Origin of the sequence: Streptomyces sp. NPDC002490 (assembly GCF_040296045.1) — a bacterium.
In the GTDB taxonomy this organism is placed as follows: Bacteria; Actinomycetota; Actinomycetes; order Streptomycetales; family Streptomycetaceae; genus Streptomyces.
Map to the genome: position 1 here is coordinate 46558 of NZ_JBEOWM010000040.1, position 14332 is coordinate 60889.

Sequence of the window (14332 nt, forward strand, 5' to 3'; positions counted from 1 at the left end):
ACCCTACTGGCCCAGCGGCAGGGCGCCGGCATCGAAGCAGGTGCGGTCGCCGGTGTGGCAGGCGGCGCCGACCTGGTCGACCTTGACGAGGACGGTGTCCGCGTCGCAGTCGAGGGCGACGGACTTGACGTGCTGGACGTGTCCGGAGGTGTCGCCCTTGACCCAGTACTCCCGGCGGCTGCGGGACCAGTAGGTGCAGCGGCCGGTGGTGAGCGTGCGGTGCAGTGCCTCGTCGTCCATCCAGCCGAGCATGAGCACCTCACCGGTGTCGTACTGCTGGGCGATGGCGGGCAGGAGGCCGTCCGGGCTGCGCTTGAGGCGGTCGGCGATCTCGGGGGCGAGACCGCTGGGCTCACGGGGCGTGCTGGTCATGGCCCCATTGTGCGCCACCCGGGTGACCCCGCGGGGTGCCCGTCCGGTCGCTGGACGCGTTCGGGGGGCGCACGGGTGCGTCGGGGCCCGCGGTGGGCGGTGTCCCGTGGCAGGGCCACCGACTCGGCCGTACCCTGGGCCGCATGTCGACCCATGCCACGCGTGAACGCCTCTTGCTCGCCGATCTGTTGGAGTCCGCGGGCCCCGACGCCCCCACCCTGTGCGAGGGCTGGCGCACCCGGGACCTGGCCGCGCACCTGGTGGTGCGCGAGCGCCGGGCGGACGCGGCGGGCGGAATCGTCTTCAAGCCCCTCGCGGACCGCTTGGAACGGGTGCAGGCGGAGTTCGCGGCGAAGCCGTACGAGGAGTTGTTGCAGCTCATCCGGTCGGGGCCGCCGAAGTTCTCGCCGTTCTCGCTGAAGCAGGTGGACGAGGCGTCGAACGTGGTGGAGTTCTACGTGCACGCCGAGGACGTGCGCCGGGCGCAGGAGGAGTGGGCGGCGCGCCCCCTCGATCCCGTCTTCGCGGACGTGCTGTGGCGCCGGCTGGAGCGTTCGGCCCGTCTGGTGGGCCGCAAGTACCCGGTGGGCGTGGTGCTGCGGCGCCCGGACGGTCAGACGGTGGTGGCCCACCGCGGCGCGCCCGTGGTGACGGTCACGGGCGAGCCGGGTGAGCTGTTGATGTTCGCGCTGGGACGCCGGGACGCCGCCCGGGTGACCCTGGACGGCGACCCCGAGGCCGTCGAGCGGCTGAACGCGGCCAAGCAGCTCGGCATCTGAGGCGGGGCGCGGCCCCCGGCGGCTCAGCGCACCGGGTGGCCGGCCTCCCGCAGGGCCTGCTTGACCTCGCCGATGCGCAGGTCGCCGAAGTGGAACACGGACGCGGCCAGCACCGCGTCGGCGCCCGCCCCGATCGCCGGCGGGAAGTCGGCGAGGCGCCCGGCGCCGCCGGAGGCGATGACCGGGACGGTGACGTGCTGCCGGACCGCGGCGATCATCTCCAGGTCGTAGCCGTCCTTGGTGCCGTCCGCGTCCATCGAGTTGAGCAGGATCTCCCCGGCGCCGAGCTCGGCGGCCCGGTGGGCCCACTCGACGGCGTCCAGGCCGGTGCCGCGGCGACCGCCGTGGGTGGTGACCTCGAAGGTGCCCTCCGGGGTGCGGCGGGCGTCGACGGAGAGCACCAGGACCTGGCGGCCGAACCGCTCGGCGATCTCCCGGATGAGCTCGGGACGGGCGATGGCGGCGGTGTTCACGCCCACCTTGTCGGCCCCGGCCCGCAGCAGCTTGTCGACGTCCTCGGCGGTGCGCACGCCCCCGCCGACGGTGAGCGGGATGAACACCTGTTCGGCGGTGCGGCGCACCACGTCGTAGGTGGTCTCCCGGTTGCCGGAGGAGGCCGTGATGTCGAGGAAGGTCAGCTCGTCGGCGCCCTCGGCGTCGTAGACCTTGGCCATCTCGACGGGGTCGCCCGCGTCCCGCAGGTTCTGGAAGTTGACGCCCTTGACGACCCGGCCGGCGTCCACGTCCAGACAGGGGATGACCCGGACCGCGAGGGTCATGCGGCACCTCCCCGGTACGCCTCGACCTCGACCTCCACCAGCAGTCTGGGGTCGACCAGGCCGGCGACGATCACCATGGACGCCGCGGGGCGCACGGCGTCGAAGAGCTCCTTGTGGGCCCGGCCGACCTCCTCCACGTCCCGTGCGTGGGTGACGTACATCCGGGTGCGCACCACGTGCTCCGCACCCAGGCCGAGCTGGTCGAGGGCGGCGAGGGCGACCCGGAAGGCGTTGACCGCCTGCTCGTGGGGGCCGCCCTCGGCGATCCGCCCGTCGACCACGGAGGTGCAGCCGGAGACCAGGACGAGCCCGCCGGGGAGTTCCACCGCGCGGGAGTAGCCGAACTTCTCCTCCCAGGGGGCGCCGGTCACCACCTTGCGCACGGAGTCGGTCATGCGGACGCCACCGCCTGGAGCGCCTCTTCCAGGGTGAACGCCTTGGCGTAGAGGGCCTTGCCGACGATCGAGCCCTCCACGCCCCGGGGCACGAGGGCGGCGATGGCCCGCAGGTCGTCGAGGGAGGAGACGCCTCCGGAGGCGACGACGGGCCGGTCGGTGGCGGCGCAGACGTTCTCCAGCAGCTCCAGGTTGGGGCCCTGGAGCGTGCCGTCCTTGGCGATGTCGGTGACCACGTAGCGGGCGCAGCCCTCGGCGTCGAGCCGGGCCAGCGTCTCGTACAGGTCGCCGCCGTCGCGGGTCCAGCCCCGGCCGCGCAGGGTGGTGCCGCGGACGTCCAGGCCGACGGCGATCTTGTCGCCGTGCTCGGCGATGACCTTGGCGACCCACTCGGGGGTCTCCAGGGCGGCGGTGCCGAGGTTGACCCGGGTGCAGCCGGTGGCGAGCGCGGCGGCCAGGGAGGCGTCGTCGCGGATGCCGCCGGAGAGTTCGACCTTGATGTCCATGGCCCGGGTGACCTCGGCGATCAGCTCCCGGTTGTCGCCGGTGCCGAAGGCCGCGTCGAGGTCGACCAGGTGCAGCCACTCGCCGCCCGCCCGCTGCCAGGCGAGGGCCGCCTCCAGCGGGGAGCCGTAGGAGGTCTCCGTGCCGGACTCGCCGTGCACGAGGCGGACGGCCTGTCCGTCGCGGACGTCGACGGCGGGGAGGAGTTCAAGCGTGCTCACAGGGTTCCGATCCAGTTGGTGAGGAGCTGGGCTCCGGCGTCGCCGGACTTCTCGGGGTGGAACTGGGTGGCCCACAGGGCGCCGTTCTCGACCGCGGCGACGAACGGCTTGCCGTGGGTGGACCAGGTGACGAGCGGCGCGCTCATCGCCTCGTTGGTGATCTCCAGGGTCCAGTCGTGGACGGCGTAGGAGTGCACGAAGTAGTAGCGGGCGTCGGCCTCCAGGCCGGCGAAGAGCCGGGAGTCCCCGGGGGCGTCGACGGTGTTCCAGCCCATGTGCGGAACCACCTCGGCCTCCAGCGGCGCGACGGTGCCGGGCCACTGGTCGAGGCCCTCGGTGCGCTCACCGTGCTCGATGCCCTCGGCGAAGAGGATCTGCATGCCGACGCAGATGCCGAGCACGGGACGCCCGCCGGAGAGCCGGCGGTCGACGATCCAGTCGCCGCGGGCTTGCCGGAGGCCGTCCATGCAGGCGGCGAAGGCGCCGACGCCGGGCACCAGCAGGCCCTCGGCGTTCATCGCGGTGTCGTAGTCGCGGGTGATCTCGACCTCGGCGCCCACCCGGGCGAGGGCGCGCTCCGCGGAGCGGATGTTGCCGAAGCCGTAGTCGAAGACCACGACCTTCTTGCGGCGGCCGGTGGTGGGGGTGCTCACGGTGGCCCTCAGTTCCAGTAGTCGAGCCGCAGGACGCCGGCCAGCAGGCACATGCCGGCGGCGATGGACAACAGGGTGACCACGTTCTTGGACGTGCCCTGCTTGGCGAACGAGACGATGCCGCCGACCAGGAAGAGCCCCACGAAGATGAGGACGGTGGAGAGGCCGTTCATGCCTACAGGGCGCCCTTCGTGGACGGGAGGATGCCCGCGGCGCGCGGGTCCCGCTCGCTGGCGTAGCGCAGGGCGCGGGCGAGCGCCTTGAACTGGCACTCCACGATGTGGTGGGCGTTGCGGCCGTAGGGCACGTGGACGTGCAGCGCGATCTGCGCCTGGGCGACGAACGACTCCAGGATGTGCCGGGTCATGGTGGTGTCGTAGGTGCCGATCATGGGCGCCATGTTCTCGGGCTCGCTGTGCACCAGGTAGGGGCGGCCGGAGAGGTCCACGGTGACCCGGGCGAGGGACTCGTCCAGCGGGACGGTGCAGTTGCCGAAGCGGTAGATGCCGACCTTGTCGCCGAGCGCCTGCTTGAAGGCGGCGCCGAGGGCGAGGGCGGTGTCCTCGATGGTGTGGTGGGTGTCGATGTGGAGGTCGCCCTCGGTCCGGACGGTCAGGTCGAACAGACCGTGCCGGCCGAGCTGGTCGAGCATGTGGTCGTAGAAGCCGACCCCGGTCGACACGTCGACCTTGCCGCTGCCGTCCAGGTCGATCTCGACGAGGACGGAGGTCTCCTTGGTGGTGCGTTCCACCCTGCCGGTGCGTGCCTGGCCGGTCATGCGCTGAGCTCCTTCTTCACTTCACGGACCGCGTCGAGGAACGCGTCGTTCTCTTCGGGGGTGCCCGCGGTGACCCGCAGGTAGCCGGGTACGCCGTTGTCGCGGACCAGGACGCCCCTCTCCAGGATGCGCTGCCACACGGCGTGCGTGCCGTCGGGGTCCTCGAAGCGGCCGAACTGCACGAAGTTGGCGTCGGAGACGGTGACCTCGTACTCCAGCGCCCGCAGCTCGGTGACCAGGCGGTCGCGTTCGGACTTGAGCTGGTCGACGTAGCCGAGCAGGGTGTCCGTGTGCTCCAGCGCGGCCAGGGCGGTGGCCTGGGTGACGGCGGACAGGTGGTAGGGCAGCCGGACCAGTTGGACGGCGTCCACCACGGCCGGATCGGCGGCGAAGTAGCCCAGGCGCAGCCCGGCGGCGCCGAAGGCCTTGGACATGGTCCGGGAGACGACCAGGTTCGGGCGGCCCGCCAGCAGCGGCAGCAGCGAGTCGCCGTGGCTGAACTCGACGTACGCCTCGTCCACGATCACCAGCGAGGGCCGGGCGGCCTGGGCGGCCTCGTAGACGGCACGGACGGTCTCGGCGGGGACGGCGTTGCCGGTGGGGTTGTTGGGGGTGGTGATGAACACCACGTGCGGACGGTGCTCGGTCACGGCACGGACCGCGGCCCCGGTGTCGAGGGTGAAGTCGGGCTCGCGGGGGCCGTCGATCCAGTCGGTGCCGGTGCCGCGGGCGATCAGCGGGTGCATCGAGTACGAGGGCTCGAAGCCGATCGCGGTGCGGCCGGGGCCGCCGAAGGTCTGGAGGAGCTGCTGGATGACCTCGTTGGAGCCGTTGGCCGCCCAGACCTGTTCCCCGGTGACGGGGTGGCCGCCGGTGCGGGTGAGGTACTTGGCGAGTTCGGTGCGCAGCTCGACGGCGTTGCGGTCGGGGTAGCGGTTGAGGTGGCGGGCGGCCTCGCGGACCCGCTCGGCGATCCGCTCGACCAGGGCCTCGGGCAGCGGGTAGGGGTTCTCGTTGGTGTTCAGCCGGACGGGGACGTCGAGCTGGGGCGCGCCGTAGGGGGACTGGCCGCGCAGCTCGTCCCGTACGGGCAGGTCGTCGATGCTGGTCACTTGCTCTGGGGAACCTTCCATCCGAACCGTGCCTTGACCGCCGCGCCGTGCGCGGGCAGGTCCTCCGCCTCCGCGAGGGTCACCACGTGGTGCGCCACGTCGGCGAGCGCCTCCCGGGTGTAGTCCACGACGTGGATGCCGCGCAGGAAGGACTGCACGGAGAGCCCGGAGGAGTGGCAGGCGCAGCCGCCGGTGGGCAGCACGTGGTTGGAGCCGGCGCAGTAGTCGCCGAGGGAGACCGGGGCCCAGGGGCCGACGAAGATCGCGCCGGCGTTCTTGACCCGGTCGGCGACCGCGGCGGCGTCGGCGGTCTGGATCTCCAGGTGCTCGGCGCCGTAGGCGTCGACCACCCGCAGGCCCTCCTCGACGCCGTCGACCAGGACGATCGCGGACTGCCGGCCGGTCAACGCGGGCCGCACCCGGTCCTCGACGTGCTTGGTCGCGGCGACCTGCGGCTCCAGTTCCTTGACGACGGCGTCGGCGAGGGTGACGGAGTCGGTGACGAGCACCGCGGCGGCCAGCGGGTCGTGCTCGGCCTGGCTGATCAGGTCGGCGGCGATGTGCGCCGGGTCGGCGGTGTCGTCGGCGAGGACCGCGATCTCGGTGGGGCCGGCCTCGGTGTCGATGCCGATGCGGCCGGTGAAGTAGCGCTTGGCGGCGGCCACCCAGATGTTGCCGGGGCCGGTGACCATGGCGGCGGGCGGGCAGGACTCGGTGCCGTAGGCGAACATGGCGACGGCACCTACGCCGCCGGCGGCGTACACCTCGTCCACGCCGAGCAGGGCGCAGGCGGCGAGGACGGTGGGGTGCGGCAGCCCGTCGAAGTCCCGCTGCGGGGGCGAGGCCAGGGCGATGGAGCCGACACCGGCCTCCTGCGCGGGGACGACGTTCATCACCACGGAGGACGGGTACACCGACCGGCCGCCGGGGGCGTACAGCCCGACCCGCTCGACCGGCACCCACTTCTCGGTGACCGTGCCCCCGGGGACGACCTGGGTGGTGTGGCTGGTGCGGCGCTGCGCGCGGTGGACCAGCCGGGCGCGCCGGATGGACTCCTCCAGGGCGGCGCGCACCGCGGGGTCGAGGGCGGCGAGGGCGGCGGAGAGCGCCTCGGCGGGGACCCTGACCCGGTCCAGGGCGACCCCGTCGAACCGCTTGGCGAAGTCGATCAGCGCTGCGTCGCCGCGATGGTGCACGTCCTCGCAGAGGGGGCGCACCTTCTCCAGGGCGGCCTCGACGTCGAAGTCGGCACGGGGCAGCAGGTCGCGCAGGGCGCCACCCTCGGGGAGGGCGTCGCCGCGCAGATCGATTCGGGAGATCACGGGGCCAATTCTCGCAGACGGCGCGGGCTCCCCGGGCGGCCGTATCAGTCACTGATACGGCCGCCCGGGGACGTCGGGGAGCGCCCCGGAGCGCGCGGGGGCGACGCGGGAGGGCCCGCACCCCCGATCAACCTCACCGTACGTGTTCATATCGTCACTCCATGGGTATGAACGACTGTACGAGTCGCCGAGGCGGGTGAGCCGCGCGGGGTCGAGGTGATCACCCACCCGGAACGGGCCGCACGGACGGCACGAGCACCGCGCACCGACGGCAGTCGACGGACGGCCCCGGGAGCGTGCGCTCCCCGTCGCCGAGCCCGCGGGTTCCCGACGGCTCCGTCGCCCTCCGCTCCCCCGGCCGACCGCGGGCGGGGCCGACCGGCCGGCGGCGAACGGCGCGCACGGTGAGGCGAGGAGGCGTGGTCGTGGGCAACGGCACGGAGCACGGGATGGGCGGCGGCGGTAGCGCCGGCAGCGAGGGGACGGCAGTGAGCGGCAACGGCGAACCGCCGGACGGGCTGACCCCCGCCGAGGTCGGCATGTGGCAGGCGTTCCGCAACGGGAGCCGCTACGACCTGCGCACGGGCGACCCGTTCGTGGACGACCCGCACGGCGGACGGCCCTGGGGGCCGGAGCGCACGGTGCGGGCGCGGGTGGTGTGCTGGCTGCTGCTGGACGGGCCGCCGGCGCTGCCCGGCCGGGTGGCCTCCCTGAAGCTGACGGGCCTGCTCATCACGGGCACCGTCGACCTCGCGGGCGGTGACGTCACCCCGTACGTGGAGATCAACCGCTGCCGCTTCGAACGGGAGGTGCTGCTGCCCGAGGCCGGGTTCACCACGCTGCGGCTCGTCGACTGCGCGGTCCCCCGGCTGGAGGCGGCGCGGGTCCACACCGAGGGCGACCTCCACCTGCCGCGCTGCCGGTTCCAGCACGGCGTCCGGATGACCGACGCCCAGATCGGCACGGACCTGCTGCTCAGCCAGGCGGTGGTGTTCGGCGACCGGCGCGGCCGGGCCCTGGTGGCGGACGGCATGAGCGTCGGCCAGGACCTCCAGGCGGAGCTGCTGGAGGCGTACGGGGAGGTGAGCCTGCGCGGCGCGAAGGTGGGCGTCTCGTTGAGCCTGCGCGGCTGCCACCTGACCAACCCGTACGGGGACCGGGCGCTGAACGCCCCGCAGCTCACCGTCGAACGGACCCTGTACCTGACGCCGGCGAGCATCGGGGACCCGCTCACCCGGGGCACCACGCCCGCGCACGGCACCCGGGTGCAGCGCTTCGAGTGCCGGGGCAGCGTCCGCCTGGACGACGGACGGTTCGGCGACGCCGTCGACCTGGCGGGGGCGCGGTTCGCACTCACCGACGAGCAGGAGCTGTCCCTGCGCCGCGTCCACACCCCGGAGCTGCGGTTCCTCGGGGAGCGGCCGGAGCGGGGCCGGGTGGTGCTGTCGGGGGCCCGGGTGGTCAACCTGGTCGACCGGGCCACGAGTTGGCCGGGGCTGGGGCGCCTCCAGATGGACGGTTTCCGGTACGAGCGCCTGGTGCCGACCGGCGGGTTCCCGTTGGCCCGCCGGCTGGAGTGGGTCGCGGCGGCCACCCCCGAGTACCACCCGGAGCCCTACGAGCGGCTCGCCACGGTGCTGCGGGACGGCGGCGAGGACGAGGACGCCCGCGAGGTGCTGCTGGCCAAGCAGCGCCGGCGCCGGGAGACCCTGCCCCTGACCGGCCGGGCGTGGGGGTACGCGCAGGACTGGACGGTGGCCTACGGGTACCGGCCCGGGCGGGCGGCCTGGTGGATGGCGGTGCTGTGGGGGGCGTGCGGGCTCGCGTTCTCCCGGGCCGCACCGGCCCCGCTCAAGCCCGGGGAGAACCCGGAGTGGAACGCCGGGCTGTTCGCCCTGGACCTGCTGGTCCCGGTGATGGACCTGGGGCAGGACGGCCACTGGCGGCTGTCCGGGGGGTGGCAGTGGTTCGGGACCGGCGTGATCGTCGCGGGCTGGATACTGGCGACGGCCGTGGCCGCGGGCGCCACCCGGTTGCTGCGGCGCGGGTGAACGATCCGCCCCCGCCCGGGTGCTTTGCCGGGACTTGACCCGGCGGCGGGCAACCCCGGACGGGGTTACCGAACCGTCACCGGCTTCCCCTGGTGCGGGTCCGACCTGCGGTTTTCAATGGTTCGGACCATGGTTCTGCTGCGTGCCCTCATCCGTACCGCCCGGATGGCCCGACACACCTCCTCGCTGGCCGCGGGACTGCCCGCCGACGACGAGGTGCTCCTGGACGCCCCCGACGCCCGGCTGGGTCCGGCGCTGGTGGCCGCCGGCCGCGGCGAGTACCGCCCCGCGGCCCGACTGCTCGCCGCCACCCGCGAGGACGCCGCCTGGGAGGACCGCGACCGCTACGTCATGCGGCTCGCCGCCTTCGCCGGGGCCCGGCCCGAGTGGCTGGCCAGGTGGCGGACCGACGCCCCGCGCGACCCGGACCTGCTGTTGCTGGTCGCCGAGCGGGCCGTGGCCGACGCCTGGTCCTCGCCGGCCCGGGCGGAGCGGCTGCACGAGGTCACCGACCTGGTCACGGCCGCCGCCCGGCCCGCTCCGGGCGACCCGGTGCCCTGGCGGGTCGCGCTCGACCACGCCCGCGGCACCCTGGTGCCCCGCGTCCCCTTCGAGGAGCTGTGGGCCGAGGCGGTGCGGCGCTCCCCGCACCACTACGGCTGCCACGTGGCCGCGCTGCGCTTCCTGGCCACGGCCGGCGGCGGTGCGGGGCACGGACAGTGCTTCGACTTCGCCGAGCGCGCCGCGCAGGACGCGCTGCCCGACTCGCTGGTGCAGGCGCTGCCGGTGCGCGCCGTCTTCGGCCACCTCTCCTCGCCGGCCGGCCCCGACCCCGTGCCCCGGGCCCGCCTGGACGCCGCCGCGGACCGGGGGGTCGCCCTCTCCGCGCGGTACGCGCCCGCCGACCCCTGGCCGGCGGAGGTGCGCAACCTCCTGGTCTGCGTGCTGGTGCGGCTGGAACGCTGGACGGACGCCCTGGAGCAGGTGCGCCGGATCGGCCCGTACGCCACCTCCTTCCCCTGGGACCGGCTCTCCGACGATCCGCTCGGCCAGTTCCTGGAGGTGCGCGACGGCGTGCGGATCGAGGTGGCCGCCTCGACACCGCTGCGGACCCGTCCGCGCCGCGCCCCGGCCGACGACCACTAGGCTTGGACGTCGTGACCACCGTCCGGCTGCCGCTGTTCCCGCTCAACTCGGTGCTGTTCCCGGGGCTCGTCGTGCCCCTGAACGTCTTCGAGGAGCGCTATCGCGCCCTGATGCGCGACCTGCTGAAGACCCCCGACGACGAGCCACGCCGGTTCGTGATCGTCGCGATCCGGGACGGCCACGAGGTCGCGCCCAGCGAACCGGGGCTCCCCGACCCGACGGCCGCCGCGGAGCGCGGTCCGGCCGCGGGCTTCGGCACCGAGCCGCTGACGGCGTTCCACGGCACGGGCTGCATCGCCGACGCGGCCACCGTGCGCGAGCGCACCGACGGCGGCTTCGAGGTCCTCGCCACCGGCACCACCCGGGTGCGGCTGCACTCCGTGGACGCCTCCGGGCCGTATCTGACGGCCGAGGTGGAGGAGTTGGCCGAGGAGCCGGGCGACGAGGCGGGCGCCCTCGCCGAAGGCGTGCTGCGGGCCTTCCGGACGTACCAGAAGCGGCTCGCCGGGGCACGCGAACTGTCGCTGTCGACGGGCGGCGACCTCCCGGACGAGCCCTCGGTGGTGTCGTACCTGGTGGCCGCGGCGATGATGCTCGACATCCCGACCAAGCAACGGCTGCTCCAGGCCCCCGACACCGCCTCCCGGCTCCGGGACGAGTTGCGGCTGCTGCGCACCGAGAGCGCGATCCTGCGCGCCCTGCCCTCCGTCCCGGCGATGGACCTCACCCGCGCGCCCACCAACCTGAACTGATCCACCGCACGATCCCGGGAGACCGGGGAGACGAGGACCGCACAGCCGATGGCGAAGAAGCAGAAGCAGCAGCCGGGCGGCACCCCCGCGACGGTGGCCCTGACCGCGGCGGGCACCGCGTTCACCGTCCACGCCTACGCCCACGACCCGGGGCACCCCTCGTACGGCGAGGAGGCCGCCCAGGCGATGGGGGTCTCCCCCGAGCGGGTGTTCAAGACCCTGGTCGCGGAGGTGGACGGGGAGCTCACGGTGGCGGTGGTCCCGGTGGCCGGGTCGCTCGACCTCAAGGCCCTGGCGACCGCGGTCGGCGGCAAGCGGGCGGCGATGGCCGATCCGGCGGCGGCGGAGCGCGTCACCGGCTACGTCCGGGGCGGCATCTCCCCGCTCGGGCAGCGCAAGCGGCTGCGCACGGTGCTGGACGCCTCGGCCGGGGAGCACCCCACGATCTGCGTGTCCGCCGGCCGCCGGGGCCTGGAGGTCGAACTCGCCCCGGCCGACCTCCAGGCGCTCACCGGCGCCGCCCTGGCCCCCATCGGCCGCCTCTGAACGAGACCGTGCGGGCCTGCGGCGCCTACGGCTGCCGGTCGGGTGGCGGGGCGAAGGGGTCCTCCGGTCGGGGCGGTGCGCGGTACGGGTCGGCCGCGCCGGGGCCGGTCGCCGCGGACGGTCCGGCCGGGCCGCGGTCCCACTGCGGGGTGCCGTAGGGGTGCTGCGCGAGGTACGGGTCGGGGTCGCGGGGGCCGAAGAGCGCGGTCAGGCAGAGGTGGGCGAGGAGCGCGGTGACCGGCCACACCAGCAGGGCGCCCCGGGCCCCGAGCCTGAGCGGGGCGTCGAAGGTCACGCCCTTGCCGACCTCCTTGGCGTGCTCCACCACGTTCTGGGTGGGGCCGAGCCACACCCCCAGCCGCCAGGCCAGCAGGGAGCCGAGCAGCCCGCCGAGGGCCAGGCCGACCACCAGCGGCACCCCGCCGCGCCGGCGCAGCCAGAACACCACGGCCGCACTGGCCAGGCCGAAGGCGACCGCGAGCAGAGTGAACGTTCCGTCGATGCCGATGGCCTGCTCCCCCTCGGTGTCCCCGAGGTAGACGGCTTCGGCGTCCGAGACCAGCGGCACCCGGGGCGCCCACCACAGCCACAGCAGCCCGAGCAGCGCCCCGGCCACGCCGAGCACGAGGGCGATCACGGCGGCGTCGCGCAGTTCGACCCGGAGTTCGGCGGCCTTCCCCGGGCCGGACTCCGCGCCGTCCCCGAAGTCCCCGGTGAAGGGTGCGGCGGGCGGATGGCCCCCGTCCCCTCGGGCGGGGGGTCTGTCCTGCGGCGGTGGTGTCAGCGGTGCGGTCACCCTGACATCGTGCCAGGGCGGCGCGGCGCCCGCGTCATCGGACGGCGGCCCTCCGGTACGCCCAGGTCGCCACCGCGAGGGAGATCACTCCGACCCCGGCGCAGACGGCCAGGTGCAGCCCGACGATCCGCCAGTCGGGGTGGGCCTCGAAGGTCCGGGCGAAGGCCTCCACCCCGTAGGTGGAGGGCAACAGGTCCCGCCCGTACTGCACCAGCGAGGGCAGCCGCTCGGGCGGGAGCACCCCGAGCAGCAGCGCCGCGGACATGCCCAGCTGGCCGAGCAGGGTGGCCAGCTCCGGGCGGGGCGCCAGCAGTCCGAGGGCCGCGCCGAGCCCCGCCAGCGCCGCGCCCGCGAGCGGGATCACCGCGAGCAGCACCCACAGGTGGGTGAAGGGCAACTGGAACAGGACGCACCCCACCGCGGCGGTGACCAGGGTGCCGGGCACCGTGAACGAGGCGTAGGCCGCGGCGGCGCCGAGGACCACGGCGGCGGGCGGCACCGGCAGCGTGGCGTAGTGGTCGAGGCCGCCGTCCGCGCGCAGCCGGCCGAAGTACTGGGCGAGCAGGTTCAGCGCGACGAAGGCGACCACCAGGACGCTGGAACCGGCGACCACGGCGCGGGCCTCCTCGCCGCCGTCCACCACGCCCCGCATCAGGATCATGATCCCGACGGACTGGAAGGTCGCGACGAACAGCAGCGGGATGCGGGCGACCCGGGCCCGGGAGAGCTGGGCGCGGTAGACGGCGGCGAGGGAGGGCAGCAGCCGGGCGCGGGGCGCCAGCTCGGCGGGGGCGGGGCGGCTCGCCGGGCGGGCGGCCCCGGTGCTGCGGGACGGGGCCTCGGCGGGTACGACGGTCACGGGGTGCGGCTCCTGTTCCTGACAGCGTGCGGCACGGCGTCCTTCGGCGGTCGGTGGGTCATGCCTTCACCAGGCCCGCGGCATCGGTGCGGGTGCCGCCGAGGGCCAGGTAGACGTCCTCCAGGCTGGGGGTGGCGAGCGTGAAGTCGTCGAGGGCGGCGAAGGCCGCGCCGCCGGTGACCGCGGCCACCGCGGCCCGGGCCTCGTCGGGGGCGAGCCGCAGCACCCAGCGGCGGCCGGACTCGGTGGCGGACGACCGCAGGGCGGCGACTTCGGGGATGTCGAGCGGGGCGCGCTCGCGCCACAGCAGCTCCACCCGGACCTCGCCGGCGAGTCGTTCCTTGAGCCCGGACGGGGTGTCGCAGGCGATGACCCGGCCCCGGTCGAGGACGGCGACCCGGTCCAGGACCGTTTCGGCCTCGATGACGTTGTGGGTGACGAGCAGCACGGTGGTGCCGTGTTCGGCCCGGCGCCGGTCGATCGCCGCCCACACCGCGCGCCGGGCGAGCGGGTCCATGGCGGTGGTGGGCTCGTCCAGCACCAGCAGGGGGCGCTCGCCGACCAGGGTGGCGGCGACGCAGGCGAGCCGCCGTTGGCCGCCGGAGAGCTTGGCGAGCGGGCGGGAGGCGAGCGGGGCGAGGCCCAGTTCGTCGAGGACGGCGTCCCGCTCGGCGCGGGCGGCGCGGAGGTCGAGGCCGCGGAGCCGGGCGGTGGTCTCGGCGGCCAGGGAGACGGTCAGTTCGTCGAGGGCGCTGGACTCCTGCCCCAGGTGGGCGAGGATGCGGGCGGCGCGCTCGGGGTGGCGGACGATGTCGTGCCCGAGGATCTCGATGCTGCCGGAGTCGGGCCGCATCAGCCCGGTGAGCTGGCGCACCAGGGTGGACTTGCCGGCGCCGTTGGGGCCGAGGAGGCCGAAGACCTCGCCGCGCCGGACGTCGAGGCGGACCCCGTCGGTGGCCCGCACCTCGGGGGCGCCGGGGGTACCGCGGCGGGGCCGGGTGGCCGGGTAGGTCTTCACCAGGTCGCGCACCGCGCACACCACATCGCCGAGGTGTTCCGGGTGTGCGGGGCGCGTACTCACGAGGAAGGAGCCTACGGGGTGCCGGGGGCGCGGTGTGCCTCCGGGGTGGTCGTGGACCCGCCCCGGGCGTACCGGCGCCCGCTCGTCGGCGGGGGGGGGGCCCCCCCCCCCCGCCCCGGCCCCCCCGCCCCCGGGGGGGGCGGGCGGGGGGCGGCGGGGATGGAGGCGCGCACGCACGCCCGGTCC

17 protein-coding genes are annotated in these 14332 nt (G+C 74.8%); 5 read left to right on the forward strand and 12 right to left on the reverse strand.

What is annotated here, in order from left to right; translation table 11 throughout:
* Positions 1–3: 3 nt before the first annotated feature.
* Entirely contained in the window at positions 4–372 is a 369-nt protein-coding gene (gene hisI, locus ABT092_RS23330; protein ID WP_351246910.1) for a phosphoribosyl-AMP cyclohydrolase, read from the reverse strand.
* Positions 373–515: 143 nt separating this feature from the next.
* On the opposite strand from hisI, the gene ABT092_RS23335 reads away from it, so the two are divergent.
* Positions 516–1151, forward strand: a complete 636-nt coding sequence (locus tag ABT092_RS23335; protein WP_351246912.1) for a TIGR03085 family metal-binding protein — start codon at positions 516–518, stop codon at positions 1149–1151.
* A 23-nt stretch (positions 1152–1174) separates the two neighbouring features.
* Here ABT092_RS23335 and hisF read toward each other — a convergent pair whose 3' ends face one another.
* From hisF to hisD, 8 genes are read right to left on the reverse strand one after another with little or no spacing between them, the layout of a single operon-like run.
* Positions 1175–1930 (reverse strand): imidazole glycerol phosphate synthase subunit HisF, encoded by a 756-nt coding sequence (gene hisF / locus ABT092_RS23340; RefSeq protein ID WP_351246913.1) that lies wholly within the window; start codon positions 1928–1930, stop codon positions 1175–1177.
* Positions 1927–2325, reverse strand: coding sequence for a RidA family protein (locus ABT092_RS23345; protein ID WP_351246915.1), 399 nt, complete (start codon positions 2323–2325; stop codon positions 1927–1929). Before ABT092_RS23345 ends, hisF begins: the two co-directional genes overlap by 4 nt.
* Positions 2322–3050, reverse strand: coding sequence for a bifunctional 1-(5-phosphoribosyl)-5-((5-phosphoribosylamino)methylideneamino)imidazole-4-carboxamide isomerase/phosphoribosylanthranilate isomerase PriA (gene priA / locus ABT092_RS23350; RefSeq protein ID WP_351246917.1), 729 nt, complete (start codon positions 3048–3050; stop codon positions 2322–2324). Before priA ends, ABT092_RS23345 begins: the two co-directional genes overlap by 4 nt.
* The gene (gene hisH, locus ABT092_RS23355; RefSeq protein WP_351246919.1) at positions 3047–3703 is read right to left on the reverse strand and encodes an imidazole glycerol phosphate synthase subunit HisH; all 657 of its coding nucleotides are present in this window, start codon (positions 3701–3703) and stop codon (positions 3047–3049) included. Before hisH ends, priA begins: the two co-directional genes overlap by 4 nt.
* 8 nt (positions 3704–3711) lie before the next feature.
* The gene (locus ABT092_RS23360; protein WP_351246921.1) at positions 3712–3876 is read right to left on the reverse strand and encodes a CG2302 family histidine operon protein; all 165 of its coding nucleotides are present in this window, start codon (positions 3874–3876) and stop codon (positions 3712–3714) included.
* A 2-nt stretch (positions 3877–3878) separates the two neighbouring features.
* Positions 3879–4481 (reverse strand): imidazoleglycerol-phosphate dehydratase HisB, encoded by a 603-nt coding sequence (gene hisB, locus ABT092_RS23365; RefSeq protein WP_351246923.1) that lies wholly within the window; start codon positions 4479–4481, stop codon positions 3879–3881.
* A complete protein-coding gene (locus tag ABT092_RS23370) occupies positions 4478–5593 on the reverse strand; it encodes a histidinol-phosphate transaminase (protein ID WP_351246925.1) in 1116 nt (371 codons plus the stop codon). Before ABT092_RS23370 ends, hisB begins: the two co-directional genes overlap by 4 nt.
* Positions 5590–6915, reverse strand: coding sequence for a histidinol dehydrogenase (hisD, locus tag ABT092_RS23375; RefSeq protein ID WP_351246927.1), 1326 nt, complete (start codon positions 6913–6915; stop codon positions 5590–5592). Before hisD ends, ABT092_RS23370 begins: the two co-directional genes overlap by 4 nt.
* 449 nt (positions 6916–7364) lie before the next feature.
* Here hisD and ABT092_RS23380 point away from each other — a divergent pair, with 449 nt between their 5' ends.
* The 4 genes from ABT092_RS23380 (at position 7365) to ybaK (ending at position 11410) form a co-directional block, all read left to right on the forward strand.
* Positions 7365–8966: an oxidoreductase gene (locus ABT092_RS23380; RefSeq protein WP_351246945.1), complete on the forward strand. Its 1602-nt coding sequence runs from the start codon at positions 7365–7367 to the stop codon at positions 8964–8966.
* Between the two features lie 117 nt (positions 8967–9083).
* Complete coding sequence (locus ABT092_RS23385; RefSeq protein WP_351246929.1) at positions 9084–10112, forward strand: hypothetical protein; 1029 nt, start codon at positions 9084–9086, stop codon at positions 10110–10112.
* Positions 10113–10123: 11 nt separating this feature from the next.
* Positions 10124–10864 carry an LON peptidase substrate-binding domain-containing protein gene (locus tag ABT092_RS23390; protein WP_351246931.1) on the forward strand — a complete coding sequence of 247 codons (741 nt, stop codon included), beginning with the start codon at positions 10124–10126 and terminating at the stop codon, positions 10862–10864.
* Positions 10865–10912: 48 nt separating this feature from the next.
* Entirely contained in the window at positions 10913–11410 is a 498-nt protein-coding gene (gene ybaK, locus ABT092_RS23395; protein ID WP_351246933.1) for a Cys-tRNA(Pro) deacylase, read from the forward strand.
* Between the two features lie 25 nt (positions 11411–11435).
* On the opposite strand, the gene ABT092_RS23400 is transcribed toward ybaK, so the two are convergent.
* From ABT092_RS23400 to ABT092_RS23410, 3 genes are read right to left on the reverse strand one after another with little or no spacing between them, the layout of a single operon-like run.
* Positions 11436–12206 carry a hypothetical protein gene (locus ABT092_RS23400; RefSeq protein WP_351246935.1) on the reverse strand — a complete coding sequence of 257 codons (771 nt, stop codon included), beginning with the start codon at positions 12204–12206 and terminating at the stop codon, positions 11436–11438.
* 34 nt (positions 12207–12240) lie between these two features.
* A complete protein-coding gene (locus ABT092_RS23405; RefSeq protein WP_451364224.1) occupies positions 12241–13065 on the reverse strand; it encodes an ABC transporter permease in 825 nt (274 codons plus the stop codon).
* A 58-nt stretch (positions 13066–13123) separates the two neighbouring features.
* Positions 13124–14104: an ABC transporter ATP-binding protein gene (locus ABT092_RS23410; protein ID WP_351246949.1), complete on the reverse strand. Its 981-nt coding sequence runs from the start codon at positions 14102–14104 to the stop codon at positions 13124–13126.
* Positions 14105–14332 lie beyond the last annotated feature (228 nt).